This window comes from Kitasatospora sp. NBC_01246, assembly GCF_036226505.1.
Lineage (GTDB): Bacteria > Actinomycetota > Actinomycetes > Streptomycetales > Streptomycetaceae > Kitasatospora.
Genome location: NZ_CP108484.1, coordinates 5,674,538 through 5,688,536 on the forward strand (window position 1 = coordinate 5,674,538; position 13,999 = coordinate 5,688,536).

12 protein-coding genes and 5 tRNA genes are annotated in these 13,999 nt (G+C 72.1%); 12 read left to right on the forward strand and 5 right to left on the reverse strand.

Annotated elements, in window-relative coordinates:
* Positions 1 to 46 precede the first annotated feature (46 nt).
* Both OG618_RS24675 and OG618_RS24680 read right to left on the reverse strand, forming a co-directional pair.
* Entirely contained in the window at positions 47 to 460 is a 414-nt protein-coding gene (locus tag OG618_RS24675; protein WP_030057391.1) for a roadblock/LC7 domain-containing protein, read from the reverse strand.
* Positions 461 to 470: 10 nt separating this feature from the next.
* Entirely contained in the window at positions 471 to 4,223 is a 3,753-nt protein-coding gene (locus tag OG618_RS24680; protein ID WP_329489727.1) for a nitrate- and nitrite sensing domain-containing protein, read from the reverse strand.
* A gap of 628 nt (positions 4,224 to 4,851) precedes the next feature.
* Here OG618_RS24680 and OG618_RS24685 point away from each other — a divergent pair.
* The 8 genes from OG618_RS24685 to OG618_RS24720 all read left to right on the forward strand — a co-directional run bounded on the left by OG618_RS24685 (position 4,852) and on the right by OG618_RS24720 (position 8,323).
* Positions 4,852 to 5,073, forward strand: coding sequence for a hypothetical protein (locus OG618_RS24685; RefSeq protein ID WP_329489728.1), 222 nt, complete (start codon positions 4,852 to 4,854; stop codon positions 5,071 to 5,073).
* Positions 5,074 to 5,291: 218 nt separating this feature from the next.
* Positions 5,292 to 6,092, forward strand: a complete 801-nt coding sequence (locus OG618_RS24690) for a fumarylacetoacetate hydrolase family protein (RefSeq protein WP_329489729.1) — start codon at positions 5,292 to 5,294, stop codon at positions 6,090 to 6,092.
* Positions 6,085 to 7,584, forward strand: a complete 1,500-nt coding sequence (gene gltX / locus OG618_RS24695) for a glutamate--tRNA ligase (protein ID WP_329489730.1) — start codon at positions 6,085 to 6,087, stop codon at positions 7,582 to 7,584. The genes OG618_RS24690 and gltX overlap by 8 nt, the downstream gene beginning before the upstream one ends.
* Before the next feature lie 210 nt (positions 7,585 to 7,794).
* A tRNA-Gln gene (locus OG618_RS24700) sits at positions 7,795 to 7,866 on the forward strand.
* Positions 7,867 to 7,930: 64 nt separating this feature from the next.
* Positions 7,931 to 8,003 (forward strand) — tRNA-Glu (locus OG618_RS24705).
* Between the two features lie 27 nt (positions 8,004 to 8,030).
* Positions 8,031 to 8,103: transfer RNA gene (locus tag OG618_RS24710), tRNA-Glu, on the forward strand.
* Positions 8,104 to 8,129: 26 nt separating this feature from the next.
* A tRNA-Glu gene (locus OG618_RS24715) sits at positions 8,130 to 8,205 on the forward strand.
* A gap of 43 nt (positions 8,206 to 8,248) precedes the next feature.
* A tRNA-Gln gene (locus OG618_RS24720) sits at positions 8,249 to 8,323 on the forward strand.
* A gap of 125 nt (positions 8,324 to 8,448) precedes the next feature.
* Here the strand turns inward: OG618_RS24720 and ndgR are convergent.
* Positions 8,449 to 9,162: an IclR family transcriptional regulator NdgR gene (ndgR, locus tag OG618_RS24725; protein ID WP_148642806.1), complete on the reverse strand. Its 714-nt coding sequence runs from the start codon at positions 9,160 to 9,162 to the stop codon at positions 8,449 to 8,451.
* 231 nt (positions 9,163 to 9,393) lie between these two features.
* Between ndgR and leuC the strand changes: the two genes are divergently transcribed.
* From leuC to OG618_RS24745, 4 genes are all read left to right on the forward strand, one after another.
* The gene (gene leuC / locus OG618_RS24730) at positions 9,394 to 10,815 is read left to right on the forward strand and encodes a 3-isopropylmalate dehydratase large subunit (RefSeq protein WP_329489731.1); all 1,422 of its coding nucleotides are present in this window, start codon (positions 9,394 to 9,396) and stop codon (positions 10,813 to 10,815) included.
* A 5-nt stretch (positions 10,816 to 10,820) separates the two neighbouring features.
* Complete coding sequence (gene leuD, locus OG618_RS24735) at positions 10,821 to 11,417, forward strand: 3-isopropylmalate dehydratase small subunit (protein ID WP_329489732.1); 597 nt, start codon at positions 10,821 to 10,823, stop codon at positions 11,415 to 11,417.
* Positions 11,418 to 11,598: 181 nt separating this feature from the next.
* Positions 11,599 to 11,946 (forward strand): hypothetical protein, encoded by a 348-nt coding sequence (locus OG618_RS38055; RefSeq protein WP_380388343.1) that lies wholly within the window; start codon positions 11,599 to 11,601, stop codon positions 11,944 to 11,946.
* 133 nt (positions 11,947 to 12,079) lie between these two features.
* A complete protein-coding gene (locus tag OG618_RS24745; protein WP_329489733.1) occupies positions 12,080 to 12,796 on the forward strand; it encodes an HU family DNA-binding protein in 717 nt (238 codons plus the stop codon).
* A gap of 131 nt (positions 12,797 to 12,927) precedes the next feature.
* On the opposite strand, the gene OG618_RS24750 is transcribed toward OG618_RS24745, so the two are convergent.
* Complete coding sequence (locus tag OG618_RS24750) at positions 12,928 to 13,149, reverse strand: hypothetical protein (protein WP_329489734.1); 222 nt, start codon at positions 13,147 to 13,149, stop codon at positions 12,928 to 12,930.
* 101 nt (positions 13,150 to 13,250) lie between these two features.
* Complete coding sequence (gene cofC / locus OG618_RS24755) at positions 13,251 to 13,982, reverse strand: 2-phospho-L-lactate guanylyltransferase (protein WP_329489735.1); 732 nt, start codon at positions 13,980 to 13,982, stop codon at positions 13,251 to 13,253.
* Positions 13,983 to 13,999 lie beyond the last annotated feature (17 nt).

Below are 13,999 nucleotides of genomic sequence, written 5' to 3' on the forward strand. Positions count from 1 at the left end.
AGGCCCGGCGGGGAGGTGGGACGGGTGGGGTCGCCGCTCAGGGCACTCAGTGCAGGAGACTGCCCTGGAGTTCTGCGCGGAGTGCGGGGGTGAGGACGGCGCCGGCGCGGTCGACGAGCAGTGCCATCTCGTAGCCGACGAGGCCGATGTCGGAGTCCGGGGAGGCGAGGACGGCGAGGGCGGAGCCGTCGCTGACGGCCATCAGGAAGAGGAAACCGCGCTCCATCTCGACAACGGTCTGGTTGACCTCGCCGCCCTCGAAGATCCGGCTGGCGCCGGAGGTGAGGGAGGTGAGGCCGGAGGCGACGGCGGCGAGCTGGTCGGCGCGGTCGCGGGGGAAACCTTCGGACATGCACAGCAGGAGGCCGTCGGCGGAGACCACCACCGTGTGCGACACCCCGGGGGTGTTGTCCACGAAATTGGTGATCAGCCAGTTCAGGTTCTGTGCGGCCTGGCTCATCTGGTTCAACTCAACGCTCCTGGTGATCTGCGCCGTTGCCGTCGGTGCGGCCCCCGAAGCTATCGAATCCGGACTGCTGGGCACCATGCTGCGGGCCCGCCTGGCTGCCCTGGCCCGGGCCCTGGCCGGCCGCCTGCTCGGCGCCGACCCGGCGGCCCTGCTGGATGCCGCGGCGCAGGTTGGTGAGCCGGCCACGGACCTCCTCGGGCGCACGGGACACCTGGGGGCCGGTCAGCGGGGACGCCTCGGCGGTACCGGAGACCAGGTTGGCCTGCGGGGTCCGCCGGGGGAGACCGGACATGGTGACGCCGCTGGTCGAGGGCTCCCGGACCTGCTCGGCCCGGCGCCAGCGCTCGTCGTTCGCGGACGGGCGCCACGGCGCGTCACCCGGCCCGCCCGGCCCGCCCTGCGGGGCCTGCTGCGGCTGGCCCTGCTGGGGGGCCTGCTGCTGAGCCTGGTGGGGAGCCTGCTGGGCGTGCTGCTGCTGGGCGTGCTGGTGCTGCTGCGGGGCCTGCTGGTGCTGGCCCTGCTGCTGGACGCCGGGCGCACTGGTCCCGGGCCGGCGCGGCTGGTACTGACCCGCCCGCGCCGCCTCGGCCTGCTCGGCCGACTGGAAGATCGGCGCACCGCCCTGCGGGCCGCCGTCGGACGGACCGGTCGGCAGCGCCATCGGCTCCTGGCGGACCGGCTCGGGCCGGAGCTGCTCCTGGCGGACCGGCTCCGGACGCGCCGGGTTCGGCAGCACCGGCTCGACCAGACCGAGGCCGAGCGGGTCACGCGGGTCGATCTCGCTCGCCTCGAAGCGCGGCCGGGCGAACTGCGCGGTGCTCTCCATCGACGAGGGCTCGGCCGCGGGGAGCGGCTGGGCCTGCTGCGGCGGGAGCTGCTGCTGCCGCTCGCGCTGCGGTGCGTCCGGGCCGGGGCGCTGCGGACGGCGCGGACCCTGCGGGCCCTGGCCGCCGGGGCCGCCCTGGCCCTGCGGTGCCTGGCCCTGCGGTGCCTGGCCCTGCGGTGCCTGGCCCGGCTGGCGGCGCTGCGGCAGACCCTCCTGCGGGCGGTTGCCCGGGCGGGCGCCCTGTGGCGCGCCCGGACGGCCCGACTGGTCGGCCCAGCCGTGCTGCGGCTGCTCGCCGGTCCGGGGGCCCGGACCGCCGGCGAAGTCCCCGCCGGGGCGCGGCCGCTCCTGGCCGGGGCGCCGGCCCTGGCCGGGCTGGCCCGGGCCCTGGCCCTGCTGGCCCTGGCCCGGCTGACCCGGACCGGGCTGGCCCTGGCCGGGCTGCTGCTGGCCGCGGCGCGGCAGCGCACCGGGACCGCCCTGCGGCGGAGCCTGCCGGCCCGCACCGCGCTGCGGCAGACCGCCCTGCGGGTTCTGGCGGGCCTGCGGGCCCTGCGGGCCCTGCTGCTGGGCCTGCGGGGCCTGCTGGCCCTGCGGCTGGCCCTGGAGCGACTGGCCGACCTGTCGGGTCGGCAGCGCGCCGCCGGCCCGTCCACCGGGGCCGCCCTGGCCGCCCGGAGCACCGGGACCGCCCTGGCCGAGCTGCGGACGGCCCTGCGGGGCACCGCCCGCCGGACCCTGGCCGAGCGCGGCCGGGCCGCCGGCCGGACCGCCGGGCACCTGGCGCTGCTGGCGCGGTGTCGGGGCGACCCCGCGCTGCTGCTTGGCCTGCGCCGAACCGGGGCGGGCCGGAGCCCGGCGGTCGGCGGAGTTGGTGACGTCCACCGGGAGCATGACCAGCGCGGTGGTGCCGCCGGAGTCGCTGGGGCGCAGCTGGATGCGGATGCCGTGTCGCAGGGACAGGCGGCCGACCACGAAGAGGCCCATCCGGCGGGAGACGGAGACGTCCACCGTCGGCGGGTTCGCCAGGCGCTCGTTGATGTCGGCGAGGTCGTCGGGACTGAGGCCGATGCCGGTGTCGTGGATCTCGACCAGCACCCGGCCGTCCGGCAGGGCGTGGCCGGTCACCCGGACGCGGGTCTGCGGGCTGGAGAACGAGGTGGCGTTCTCCAGCAGCTCGGCGAGCAGGTGGACGAGGTCGTTGACGACGCGGCCGGCGACCTCGGCCGACGGCACGGTGGCCAGCTCGATGCGCTCGTACTGCTCCACCTCGGAGGCGGCGGCGCGGAGCACGTCGACCAGCGGGACGGGGCGGGTCCAGCGGCGGCCCGGGTCCTCGCCCGCGAGGACGAGCAGGTTCTCACCGTTGCGGCGCATGCGGGTCGCGAGGTGGTCGAGCTTGAAGAGGTTGGCCAGCTGGTCCGGGTCCGCCTCGCGGCTCTCCAGCTCGGAGATGAGCGACAGCTGGCGCTGGATGAGGCCCTGGCTGCGGCGCGAGAGGTTGGTGAACATCGCGTTGATGTTGCCGCGCAGGAGGGCCTGCTCGGCGGCGAGGCGGACGGCCTCGCTGTGCACCATGTCGAAGGCGTGTGCCACGTGGCCGATCTCGTCCGCGGAGTCGATGCCGACCGGTTCGACGGTGACGTCGACGTCGTGCGGGTCGCTCTCGGACAGCGTCTTGACCAGCTCGGGCAGTCGCCGCTCGGCGACGTCCTCGGCCGCGGACTGCAGCCGCGTCAGCGAGCGCACCATCGAGCGGGCGATCAGACCGGCGCCACCGAGGGCGACCAGCAGCACCAGCGCGACGGCGGCACCGATGATCAGGGCCTCGGTGTCGGCGGCGGACTGCAGCTCCTGGGCCTTGCCGTCGAGGTCCTCGATCAGCTTCGACTCGATCCGCCGCTCGGCGGTGATCTTGGCGGTGGCCTGCTCGTACCAGTCCTTGAAGCTGACCGGCTCGGTCTGGTGGATACCGCTCTGCTGGAGCACCGAGCGCGCGTACCGGTCGGCGGCGGCGACCACCGAGTTGTAGCTGAGCTGGCCGCGCAGGTTGTCCAGGTCGTGCGAGGTGTAGATGTTGTTGAAGCTGGTGAGCGCGTTGTCGTAGGAGGCGCGCAGCCGGATACCGAAGGACTCGTCGCTCAGGCTGAGGTCGGGGGCCTTGGGGTTGGCGAGCGCGGCGCTGATCAGGGCGCGCTGCTGCGAGGTGGCGTTCTTGGCCAGCGAGAACTGCTGGAGGGCGCGGGTGGCGCGGACCAGGTCGCGGTTGTTGGACGCGAGCGCGATGTCCTGGGTGATCGACAGCAGGTCTCGGATGATCACGTCGTAGGCCGTGATCGTCGACTGGATGTTCTGGTTGTTCTGGTACGGGGTGTTGCGCGCGTCCGAGATCGAGTTCAGGTCCTTGCGGATCTGGAACAGCAGCGCCTTGCCGCCGGAGAGCTCCAGGTTCTCGAACTTGTCCGAGGACGCGGTGAAGGTCCGGCTCAGGTCGTCGGTGATCTTGCGGGCGTTGACGATGTCGTCGTCGAGCGGGGCGTTCGGCTCGTGGGTGATCGGCCCGGCGCTGATGTCCCGCTCGGTCTGCAGGGCGTCGGCGAGGTTGGTCGCCTTCTTCGCCAGGTCCGAGAGGTTGGCCATCTGGGCGAGCTGCTGCGAGGCCTCGAGAGAGGTCTGGATGCGCAGCCCACCGAGCACGAGGGCGACCAGCACCGGGAGCGCGAGCAGCGCGATGAGGCGGGTACGGATCCGCCAGTTGCGCATCGCCAGCCGGCTCATGCCCTTGGCCCGTCGGCGGGTCAGCGTCTTGCGGAGCTTGCCCCGGGCCGATTTCCGGTCCTGTTCGGCGTCGTCCTCCGGGCGGCCGACCGCCTCGGGTGCCGGCTCGACGGGGCCGCCGGGCACCGCCGCCTGCTGGGGTGGTGCCACGGGCTCACGCGACTCCGGGTCACCCGCGGCGCCGCTACCCCTTTTGAAACGTCCCTGCACTGGCGTCGCAACCTCTGGACCGGGCGTCCCGCCGCGTCGCCGCAGCCTGGACGGTGTGGAGTTTCCATCCGCACCCCGGCCGGTCCGGGAGAGCGGGCACCGGGGTGGACTACTCCCTACCCACGGTCCGTGGCATTCCAGCACAGCCGGGGAATCCCAACAAGGGCCGCCAGGGCGAGTGGGGCCACACTACCGACCGCGCGCGCGATTTCACTGACTGTGCGGTAACCGGACCGGAATACCGCCTTTTTCGGACACTTGCCGGATACATGCCAACCGGACCCGAGATCAACGGGAGGTGCAGAGGTTCCCGAATGACCGATATATGGGGTTTTGTCGGCGAAACTTGATGAAGCGATATGTCGGATATTGGAGAATTGCTCTTCAATTTGTGAGCAAAATCACAGCACAATGTGTAGCTTTGGTCACGGCGGCTGTGGAAAGAGATCCGTAATCTTGCTGTCTCCGGCGCACGGCCACGATCAGCCTGCCCAGAATCTCCCCGAACCACTCAGGCCGGTGCCGCGCCACGTCGACGCGCCGGTCGCGACCCCGAGGTGCTGACGAGATGTCCCAGGCGAACACGGCCGCCACCAGTCCCGAGCTCTCCAGCCGTTCCACGGCGAACCCGCGCCGGACGACGCTGGCCTCGGTCGAGGACTTCAGCGGGATCCCGGGCGCCCGCCGGGCCGAGCACGTGGCGACCTATGCCACCGAGCTGCCCACGAACACGGCCAACCCGCGCCGCACCCAGCTGATGGTCGCCCCGGCGGTGGCCCCGCGGAGCTGACACCCCGCACGAACCCGGAAGGCGCCGCACTCGCGGCGCCTTTCGGTTTGCTCCCGCCGGGTCGGGCGCAACCGCGCTGAACAGGGGCAAAGCGGTCGGGGGAGGCCCCACGCGATAGCCTGGTCGACGATTGAGCGGGGCCGGGCCCACACGGGCGCGGCGCCCACCAGCGCCCGGGCGCGCCCCGGGCGGCCGACGAAGCGAGGGGTAGCCCAGCCGTGCGCATTGCCAGGTTTTCCGTCCGGGAGGGGAGCCCTGCCGCCGGCACCGTCTCCTTCGGTGTGGTCGAGGGTGACCCGGCGCAGCCCGAGTCCCTCGTGGTCCACGCCCTGGCCGGCCACCCGTTCGGGCAGCCCCAACCCACCGGTGAGAGCTACCGCTTCCAGGACGTGCGGCTGCTCAGCCCGATGCTGCCGAACAAGATCGTCGCGGTCGGCCGCAACTACGCCGCCCACGCGGCGGAGCTCGGCCACGACGTCCCGGACGTCCCGCTGACCTTCTTCAAGCCGTCGACCTCGGTGATCGGCCCGACCGAGTCCATCGCGTACCCGCCGTTCTCCTCCGACGTCCACCACGAGGCCGAACTGGCCGTGGTCATCGGCCGGATGTGCCGCGAGGTCCCGCTGGACCGGGTGCCCGAGGTGATCTTCGGCTACACCTGTGCCAACGACCTCACGGCCCGCGACATCCAGCAGCGCGAGGGCCAGTGGGCCCGCGCCAAGGGCTTCGACACCGCCTGCCCGCTCGGCCCGTGGATCGAGACCGACCTCGACCCGAGCGACCTCGCCGTCACCTGCACGGTCAACGGCGAGCTCCGGCAGGCCGGCCGCACCTCACAGATGGTCCGCTCGGTCGCCGAGCTGATCGTCCACATCTCCGAGGCCATGACGCTGCTGCCCGGCGACGTCATCCTCACCGGCACACCCGCTGGGGTGGGCCCCCTCAACGTCGGCGACGCGGTCGCCGTCTCCATCGAAGGCATCGGCACTCTCACCAACAAGGTGATCAAGCGTGGCTAACACTGACCCGAGCGTTCGGGTTCGCTTCTGTCCGTCCCCGACCGGCAACCCGCACGTGGGCCTGGTCCGCACGGCCCTCTTCAACTGGGCCTTCGCCCGCCACAACGGCGGCACGATGGTCTTCCGGATCGAGGACACCGACTCCGCCCGCGACTCCGAGGAGTCGTACCGGCAGCTGCTCGACGCCATGCGCTGGCTCGGCTTCGACTGGGACGAGGGCCCGGAGATCGGCGGCCCGCACGCGCCGTACCGGCAGTCGCAGCGGATGGACATCTACGCGGACGTGGCCCGCCGGCTGCACGAGGCCGGCCACGCCTACCACTGCTACTGCTCCACCGAGGAGCTCGACGCCCGCCGCGAGGCCGCCCGCGCGGCCGGCCGCCCGTCCGGCTACGACGGCCACTGCCGGGAGCTGACGGACGACCAGGTCGCCGTCTACAAGCTGGAGAAGCGCGAGCCGATCCTGCGGTTCCGGATGCCCGACCGCACCATCGCCTTCGACGACCTGGTGCGCGGCACGCTCAGCTTCGAGCCGGAGAACGTGCCCGACTACGGCATCGTCCGGGCCAACGGCGCACCGCTCTACACCCTGGTCAACCCGGTCGACGACGCCCTGATGGGCATCACCCACGTCCTGCGCGGCGAGGACCTGCTCTCCTCGACCCCGCGCCAGATCGCGCTGTACGCGGCGCTCGCCGAGATCGGCGTCGGCGACGGCGGCACCCCGCGCTTCGGCCACCTGCCGTACGTGATGGGCGAGGGCAACAAGAAGCTCTCGAAGCGCGACCCGCAGGCCTCGCTCAACCTGTACCGCGAGCGCGGCTTCATCCCCGAGGGCCTGCTCAACTACCTGTCGCTGCTCGGCTGGTCGCTCTCCGCGGACGACGACATCTTCTCGGTGGAGCAGCTGGTCGAGGCGTTCGACATCGCCGACGTCAACGCCAACCCGGCCCGCTTCGACCTCAAGAAGTGCGAGCACATCAACGCCGAGCACGTGCGCCGGCTGGCCCCGGAGGACTTCGTCCGCCGCCTGGTGCCGTACCTCCAGGCGCCCGGTCTGCTGCCGGCCGAGCCGACCGCCGAGCAGCTGGAGCTGCTGGCCAAGGTGGCACCGCTCACCCAGGAGCGGATGGTCGTGCTGAGCGAGATCGTCACCATGGCGGGCTTCCTCTTCGTCGACCCGGCGGACTTCACGCTCGACCCGGACGACGCCGCCAAGGTGCTCACCGCCGACGCCCGTCCGGTGCTGGAGGCGAGCATCAAGGCGCTGGAGGAGCTGGCGGACTTCTCGCCCGAGCCGATCCAGGCCGCGCTGCGCGCGGCGCTGGTGGACGGGCTGGGCATCAAGCCCAAGTTCGCCTTCACGCCGCTGCGGGTGGCCGTCACGGGCCGCCGGGTGTCCCCGCCGCTCTTCGAGTCGATGGAGCTGCTCGGGCGCCCCGAGACGCTGCGCCGGCTGACCGCCGCGCTGGCCGCCGTCCCGGCTGCCTGAGCACCGCCACCGGCGGCCGCGGGCCGGGTTCTGACCTGGCCCGCAGCCGCCCCGGCCGCGGCCTGGGCTTATCGATTTTGGACCGGGGCCGGACGTCGGGTAATGTTCTTTCTGCGCCGCCCGGGAGGGAACGGACGAGGGAGCGAAACCCCGTCGGGACCGAGCGAGGGGCGCAACGCCTGAGAAGGGCCCGCAGGGGTTCAACTCTGGTGGGGTATGGTGTAATTGGCAGCACGAGTGATTCTGGTTCATTTAGTCTAGGTTCGAGTCCTGGTACCCCAGCGCAGTACGGCACTGTCGGCTCCATCGCAGTGCAGGCACCACCGCAGTACAAACAAAGATCCAAGCCCCCGTTGTGTAGCGGCCTAGCACGCTGCCCTCTCACGGCAGTAGCGCCGGTTCGAATCCGGTCGGGGGTACTGATCCCGCAAGGGATCGTCTGGAAAGCCCCCGTTGTGTAGCGGCCTAGCACGCTGCCCTCTCACGGCAGTAGCGCCGGTTCGAATCCGGTCGGGGGTACTGATCCCGCAAGGGATCGCCAGGATGCCCCCGTTGTGTAGCGGCCTAGCACGCTGCCCTCTCACGGCAGTAGCGCCGGTTCGAATCCGGTCGGGGGTACCAGAGCATTAAGCCGGTGGGCTTGCCCATCGGCTGATTGCTTTGTTGGGGTATGGTGTAATTGGCAGCACGAGTGATTCTGGTTCACTTAGTCTAGGTTCGAGTCCTGGTACCCCAGCCAGAAATTAGCAAGGCCCTGGTCCGCCGGGGCCTTTTGTGTTTTCTGCCCGCATTTCCGGGTGATTCGGAAAAGGGCCCGCGCACCGAGGTGCGCGGGCCCTTTTCGACGTCGGCGGGTAGGGGTGGTCAGCCGCGGCGCAGGGCCTCGGTGAGCCGGTTGGCGGCCTCGATGATGGCCTGGGCGTGCAGCCGGCCCGGGTGGCGGGTCAGGCGCTCGATCGGACCGGAGACGGAGACGGCGGCCACGACCCGGTTGGAGGGGCCGCGCACGGGGGCCGAGACGGACGCCACACCCGGCTCGCGCTCGCCGATCGACTGCGCCCAGCCGCGGCGCCGGACGCCGCTCAGCGCGGTCGCGGTGAACCGGGCGCCCTGGAGGCCCCGGTGGAGCCGCTCGGGCTCCTCCCAGGCGAGCAGGACCTGGGCGGCCGAGCCGGCCTTCATCGGCAGGGTGCTGCCGACCGGGACGGTGTCCCGCAGACCGGAGAGCCGCTCGGCGGCGGCGACGCAGATCCGCATCTCGCCCTGCCGGCGGTAGAGCTGTGCGCTCTCGCCGGTGACGTCGCGCAGATGGGTCAGGACCGGGCCCGCGGTGGCGAGCAGCCGGTCCTCGCCCGCCGCGGCGGAGAGTTCGGAGAGACGGGGGCCGAGGATGAACCGGCCCTGCATGTCCCTGGTGACCAGTCGGTGATGTTCGAGTGCGACGGCGAGCCGGTGGGCCGTGGGCCGCGCCAGACCGGTGGCGGCGACCAGCCCCGCCAACGTGGCGGGGCCCGACTCCAGTGCGCTCAGCACCAGAGCGGCCTTGTCGAGAACGCCGACGCCGCTAGAGTTGTCCATGCCCTAAGACTGCAGTCTCATTCCGCGAGACGCAAGTTCAATCCGGCGAGAAAAGCGCCACTCTGGATGCAGCAGCCCGGGAGACATCCAGAATGCGGCCTCAACAGAGTGTCCGCATGGTGGACACCGATCCGGCGTGCAGGTCACGCGGCGCGCCTCACGGGGCGGCGCCAGGCAGTGACCCCGATGAACACGAGAAGGCCGGCAACGCGGCCGGCTGGAGGGAATCCGATGGGACGGACACTCGCAGAGAAGGTCTGGGACGACCACGTCGTCCGGCGCGCGGAGGGCGAGCCCGACCTGCTCTTCATCGACCTGCACCTGCTCCACGAGGTCACCAGCCCGCAGGCCTTCGACGGCCTCCGGCTGGCCGGGCGCACGGTCCGCCGGACCGATCTCACGATCGCGACCGAGGACCACAACACCCCGACCCTGGACATCGACAAGCCGATCGCCGACCCGGTCTCGCGGATCCAGCTGGAGACCCTGCGCCGCAACGCCGCCGAGTTCGGCGTCCGGATCCACTCGCTGGGCGACGTCGAGCAGGGCGTCGTGCACGTGGTCGGCCCGCAGCTCGGGCTGACCCAGCCGGGCACCACCGTGGTCTGCGGCGACTCCCACACCTCCACCCACGGCGCCTTCGGCGCCCTGGCGTTCGGCATCGGCACCAGCCAGGTCGAGCACGTCCTGGCCACCCAGACCCTCCCGCTGGCGCCGTTCAGGACGATGGCGATCACCGTCGAGGGCGAGCTGCCCGAGGGCGTCACGGCCAAGGACCTGATCCTGGCGATCATCACCCGGATCGGCACCGGCGGCGGCCAGGGCTACGTCCTGGAGTACCGCGGCTCGGCCATCCGCAGCCTCTCCATGGAGGCCCGGATGACCATCTGCAACATGTCCATCGAGGCGGGCGCCCGGGCCGGGATGATCGCCCCCGACCAGACCACCTTCGACTACCTGGAGGGCCGTCCGCACGCGCCGAAGGGCGAGGACTGGGACGCCGCGGTCGAGTACTGGAAGACCCTGGGCACCGACGAGGACGCGGTCTTCGACCACGAGATCTTCATCGACGCGACCCAGCTGACCCCGTTCGTCACCTGGGGCACCAACCCGGGCCAGGGCGCGCCGCTCGGCGCCCAGGTACCGGACCCGGCCTCCTTCGCCGACCCGCAGGAGCGGATCGCCGCCGAGAACGCCCTGAAGTACATGGGCCTGGAGGCCGGCACCCCGCTGCGCGAGGTCGCGGTGGACGCCGTCTTCGTCGGCTCCTGCACCAACGGCCGGATCGAGGACCTGCGGGCCGCCGCGGCCATCCTGGACGGCCGGACCATCGCCGAGGGCGTGCGGATGCTGGTCGTCCCCGGCTCGGTGCGGGTCGCCCTGCAGGCCGTCGAGGAGGGCCTGGACAAGGTGTTCACCGCCGCCGGCGCCGAGTGGCGCCACGCGGGCTGCTCGATGTGCCTGGGCATGAACCCCGACCAGCTGGCCCCCGGCGAGCGCTGCGCGTCCACCTCGAACCGCAACTTCGAGGGCCGTCAGGGCAAGGGCGGCCGCACCCACCTGGTGTCGCCGCAGGTCGCCGCCGCGACCGCGGTGCTCGGCCGACTGGCCGCACCCGCCGATCTCCCGTCCGACGTCGCTGTGGAGGCCTGAGCAGCATGGAGAAGTTCACCACCCACACCGGTCGCGCCGTGCCGCTGCGCCGCAGCAACGTCGACACCGACCAGATCATCCCGGCCCATTGGCTCAAGAAGGTCACTCGTTCCGGTTTCGAGGACGGCCTGTTCGAGGCCTGGCGCAAGGACGAGTCGTTCGTCCTGAACCGGCCCGAGTACCAGGGCGCGACCGTCCTGCTGGCCGGCCCCGAATTCGGCACCGGCTCCTCCCGGGAGCACGCCGTCTGGGCATTGCAGAACTACGGGTTCCACGCGGTCGTCTCGTCCCGCTTCGCCGACATCTTCCGCGGTAACTCGCTGAAGAACGGCCTGCTCACGGTCGTGCTGCCGCAGGAGACGGTGGAGCGGCTCTGGGCGCTGGTGGAGGCCGATCCGACGGCCGGGATCACCGTCGACCTGGAGGCCCGCGAGGTGCGCGCCGAGGGCGTCACGGCCCCGTTCGAGCTGGACGACAATGTCCGTTGGCGGCTGCTGAACGGGCTGGACGACATCAGCATCACCCTGCAGAACGAGCCCGACATCGCGGCCTTCGAACAGACCCGGCCCGCCTTCAAGCCGCGTACTCTGCCGGTCGCCTGAGCGGCTCGGGAGAACAAGCATTCTGACGTTCCACCGGATGGTCCGCCTCCCCTCGGGGGGGCGGACCATCCGCCGTTCCGGGCCCGGAGTTACCCCCCGGCGCCGGCCCCCGATTGCCGATTTGGCATTGCCGCAGAGGCCCCGCGCAAGCACAACTGCGGGTAGATGGCACAATCAGTACATGCACCGGCACCATGAACCTCCGTACGCGGGCGGCGAACCCGCGTCACCGGAGTCCACGGGCCGGGGATCCGAACGCCGAATTGACGATCGGCCGGACGCCGCCACCTCACCTGCTGAGGGGCCGGACGACCCGGAAGTCGCAGCGCTCTACGCGCTTGTGGCCGAGCGGTTGAAGCAAGCTCACGCCCGCGTGCATGCGCTGAACGTGTCTGCCGATGCAAAGACCGCTCTCACCCGTCAACTCCTGATCGTCACCGAGGCCGCCAAGCGCGATCTTCCGGAGGCGGCAAGGCGGTTGAGTCGCTTTGTGCATGACCTCGACGAGGGGCGCCCGCCCGTCGCCTGAGGTCGCCGACGCGCAAATCCATTGCGACACTAGGGTGATTCGCGCGTTTGGTAATTGAAAGTCCGCAGATACATACCTAACGTGCGAAATGAACGGATGGAATCATCCGGCGCCCGTTTCCGAAGGGGAAGACGTGAACAAGGCTCAGCTTGTCGAAGCGGTGGCCGAGCAGCTGGGCGGTCGCAAGGCTGCCGCAGAGGCCGTCGACGCAGTGCTCGACACCATGGTCCGCGCCGTCGTGGCCGGTGACCGGGTGTCGGTCACCGGTTTTGGCACCTTTGAGAAGGTGGAGCGCTCCGCGCGCTTCGCCCGCAACCCGCAGACCGGCGAGAAGGTCAAGGTCAAGAAGACCTCGGTGCCCCGCTTCCGTCCCGGCCAGGGCTTCAAGGACCTGGTCAGCGGCAGCAAGAAGCTGCCGAAGGAAGGCCCCTCGGTGAAGAAGGCCCCCAAGGGCTCCCTCACCCCGGGCAAGAGCGGTGTCGCCGCGACCCCGGCCGCCAAGCGCGCCGCCACCAAGCGCGCCGCCTCGGCCGCCGCCGCGGCCCCGGCCGCCACCAAGAAGGCCGCTGCCAAGAAGACGGCGACCACGGCCGCCGCCAAGAAGACCACGGCCACCCCCGCCAAGAAGGCGACCGCGACCAAGAAGACCACGGCCGCCGCCGCCAAGAAGACCACGGCCGCCGCGACCAAGAAGACCACGGCCGCCGCCGCCAAGAAGACGGCGACCACGGCCGCCGCCAAGAAGACCACGGCCACCGCCAAGAAGGCGACCGCCACGGCCAAGAAGACGGCTCCCGCGAAGAAGACCGCCACCCGCAAGACCACCGCGCGCAAGACCAGCGCGAAGTAGTCCTCGGACGGCTCTCCAGGGCCGTGGCGCACCCCCTCCCGGAATTCCGGGTGGTCGGGCCGCCACGGCTCTTCGGTTTTCCGGGGTCAGTCTCGGCCCCGGCGCGCGGCTGTGGAGCGGCGCGGGCCCGGTCAGGCCTCGGCGGGGTCCGGGAAGGTCTGCAGCGTCAGGAAGACCACCCGGCGGGCGTCGCCCGCGCCCTCGGTGCGGATCCGCACCCGCTGGCCGGGGCGCAGCAGCCGCAGGCCGCCGGCGTCGAAGGCGGCGGCGTCGAACGGCACCGGGGTCCCGTCGTCGAGCAGCACGGAGCCGGCCCGGGTGGCGGGGTCGAAGGTGAACGCGGTGGCCTGCATGGAAGCAGCATAGCGAGCAGCACCGACAGGCCCCCGGGGCAGCTCGCGGAGGCGGCCCGGCACGGATGGGGAGTTGTGGGCACGCCCGTCCGGAGCGGGGGTCAGAGTTGCTCCCGCGCCCGTCCGGAGCGGTTCGCGGCGGGGAGCCCGAGCGCCTGCGCGAGCCGGGCCGACAGGGCGCCGGTGTGCGGGCCGACGCCGAGTGCGAGCGCCGCGCCGAGGTCGGCGCCGGTGTCCACGTCCCGGCGCACCGACTCCACGTCGTCCAGCCGCAGTTCGCGGGCGCCGCCGGCCGCGTGCCGGGCCCGGGAGCCGTCGCCGAAGGCGGGTGCGAGCGGACCGCCGGGGGAGCGGGCCAGCAGCGTGGTGCCCAACCCGGGGGCATCGGCCAGGAAGGACCGCCCGGCCGGCCGGGCCGCGGCCAGCACCCGGGCCAGTTCGGCCGGGCGCAGGGCCGGCAGGTCGGCGGAGAGCGCGGCCAGCGGGGCGTGCGGGGCGAGCGCCAGCGCGGCCGCCGCGCCGTGCGCCAGCGCGTCGTTGAGGCCGCCGCCCGGTTCGTCGCCGACGACGACCGCGCCCAGCGCGGCCAGCCGCTCGCCGGCGGCGCCGTCCCGGGTGACCACCAGGACGCGGGACACGCCCGGGGTGGCCAGCGCGGCGGTCACGGTGTCCAGGGCGAAGGAGAGCGCCAGGTCCGCGCGGTGCGGCCCGGCGAAGGGTGCCAGCCGGGTCTTCGCCAGGGCGAGCCGCTTGAGCGGCAGCACCAGCGACCAGCCTGCGGTGGGTGCGGGGGGCGCGACGGGCCCGCTGGGGCGTACGGTGTCCTGGGTCATCGGCGTCATTGTGACGC

Excerpts from the sequence above, each read along its gene's own strand:
- OG618_RS24675 (WP_030057391.1), bottom strand. The coding sequence starts at position 460 with ATGAGCCAGGCCGCACAGAACCTGAACTGGCTGATCACCAATTTCGTG.
- OG618_RS24750 (WP_329489734.1), bottom strand. The coding sequence starts at position 13,149 with ATGCAGGCCACCGCGTTCACCTTCGACCCCGCCACCCGGGCCGGCTCC.
- leuC (WP_329489731.1), top strand. The coding sequence starts at position 9,394 with ATGGGACGGACACTCGCAGAGAAGGTCTGGGACGACCACGTCGTCCGG.
- leuD (WP_329489732.1), top strand. The coding sequence starts at position 10,821 with ATGGAGAAGTTCACCACCCACACCGGTCGCGCCGTGCCGCTGCGCCGC.
- cofC (WP_329489735.1), bottom strand. The coding sequence starts at position 13,982 with ATGACCCAGGACACCGTACGCCCCAGCGGGCCCGTCGCGCCCCCCGCA.
- ndgR (WP_148642806.1), bottom strand. The coding sequence starts at position 9,162 with ATGGACAACTCTAGCGGCGTCGGCGTTCTCGACAAGGCCGCTCTGGTG.
- OG618_RS24685 (WP_329489728.1), top strand. The coding sequence starts at position 4,852 with ATGTCCCAGGCGAACACGGCCGCCACCAGTCCCGAGCTCTCCAGCCGT.
- OG618_RS38055 (WP_380388343.1), top strand. The coding sequence starts at position 11,599 with ATGCACCGGCACCATGAACCTCCGTACGCGGGCGGCGAACCCGCGTCA.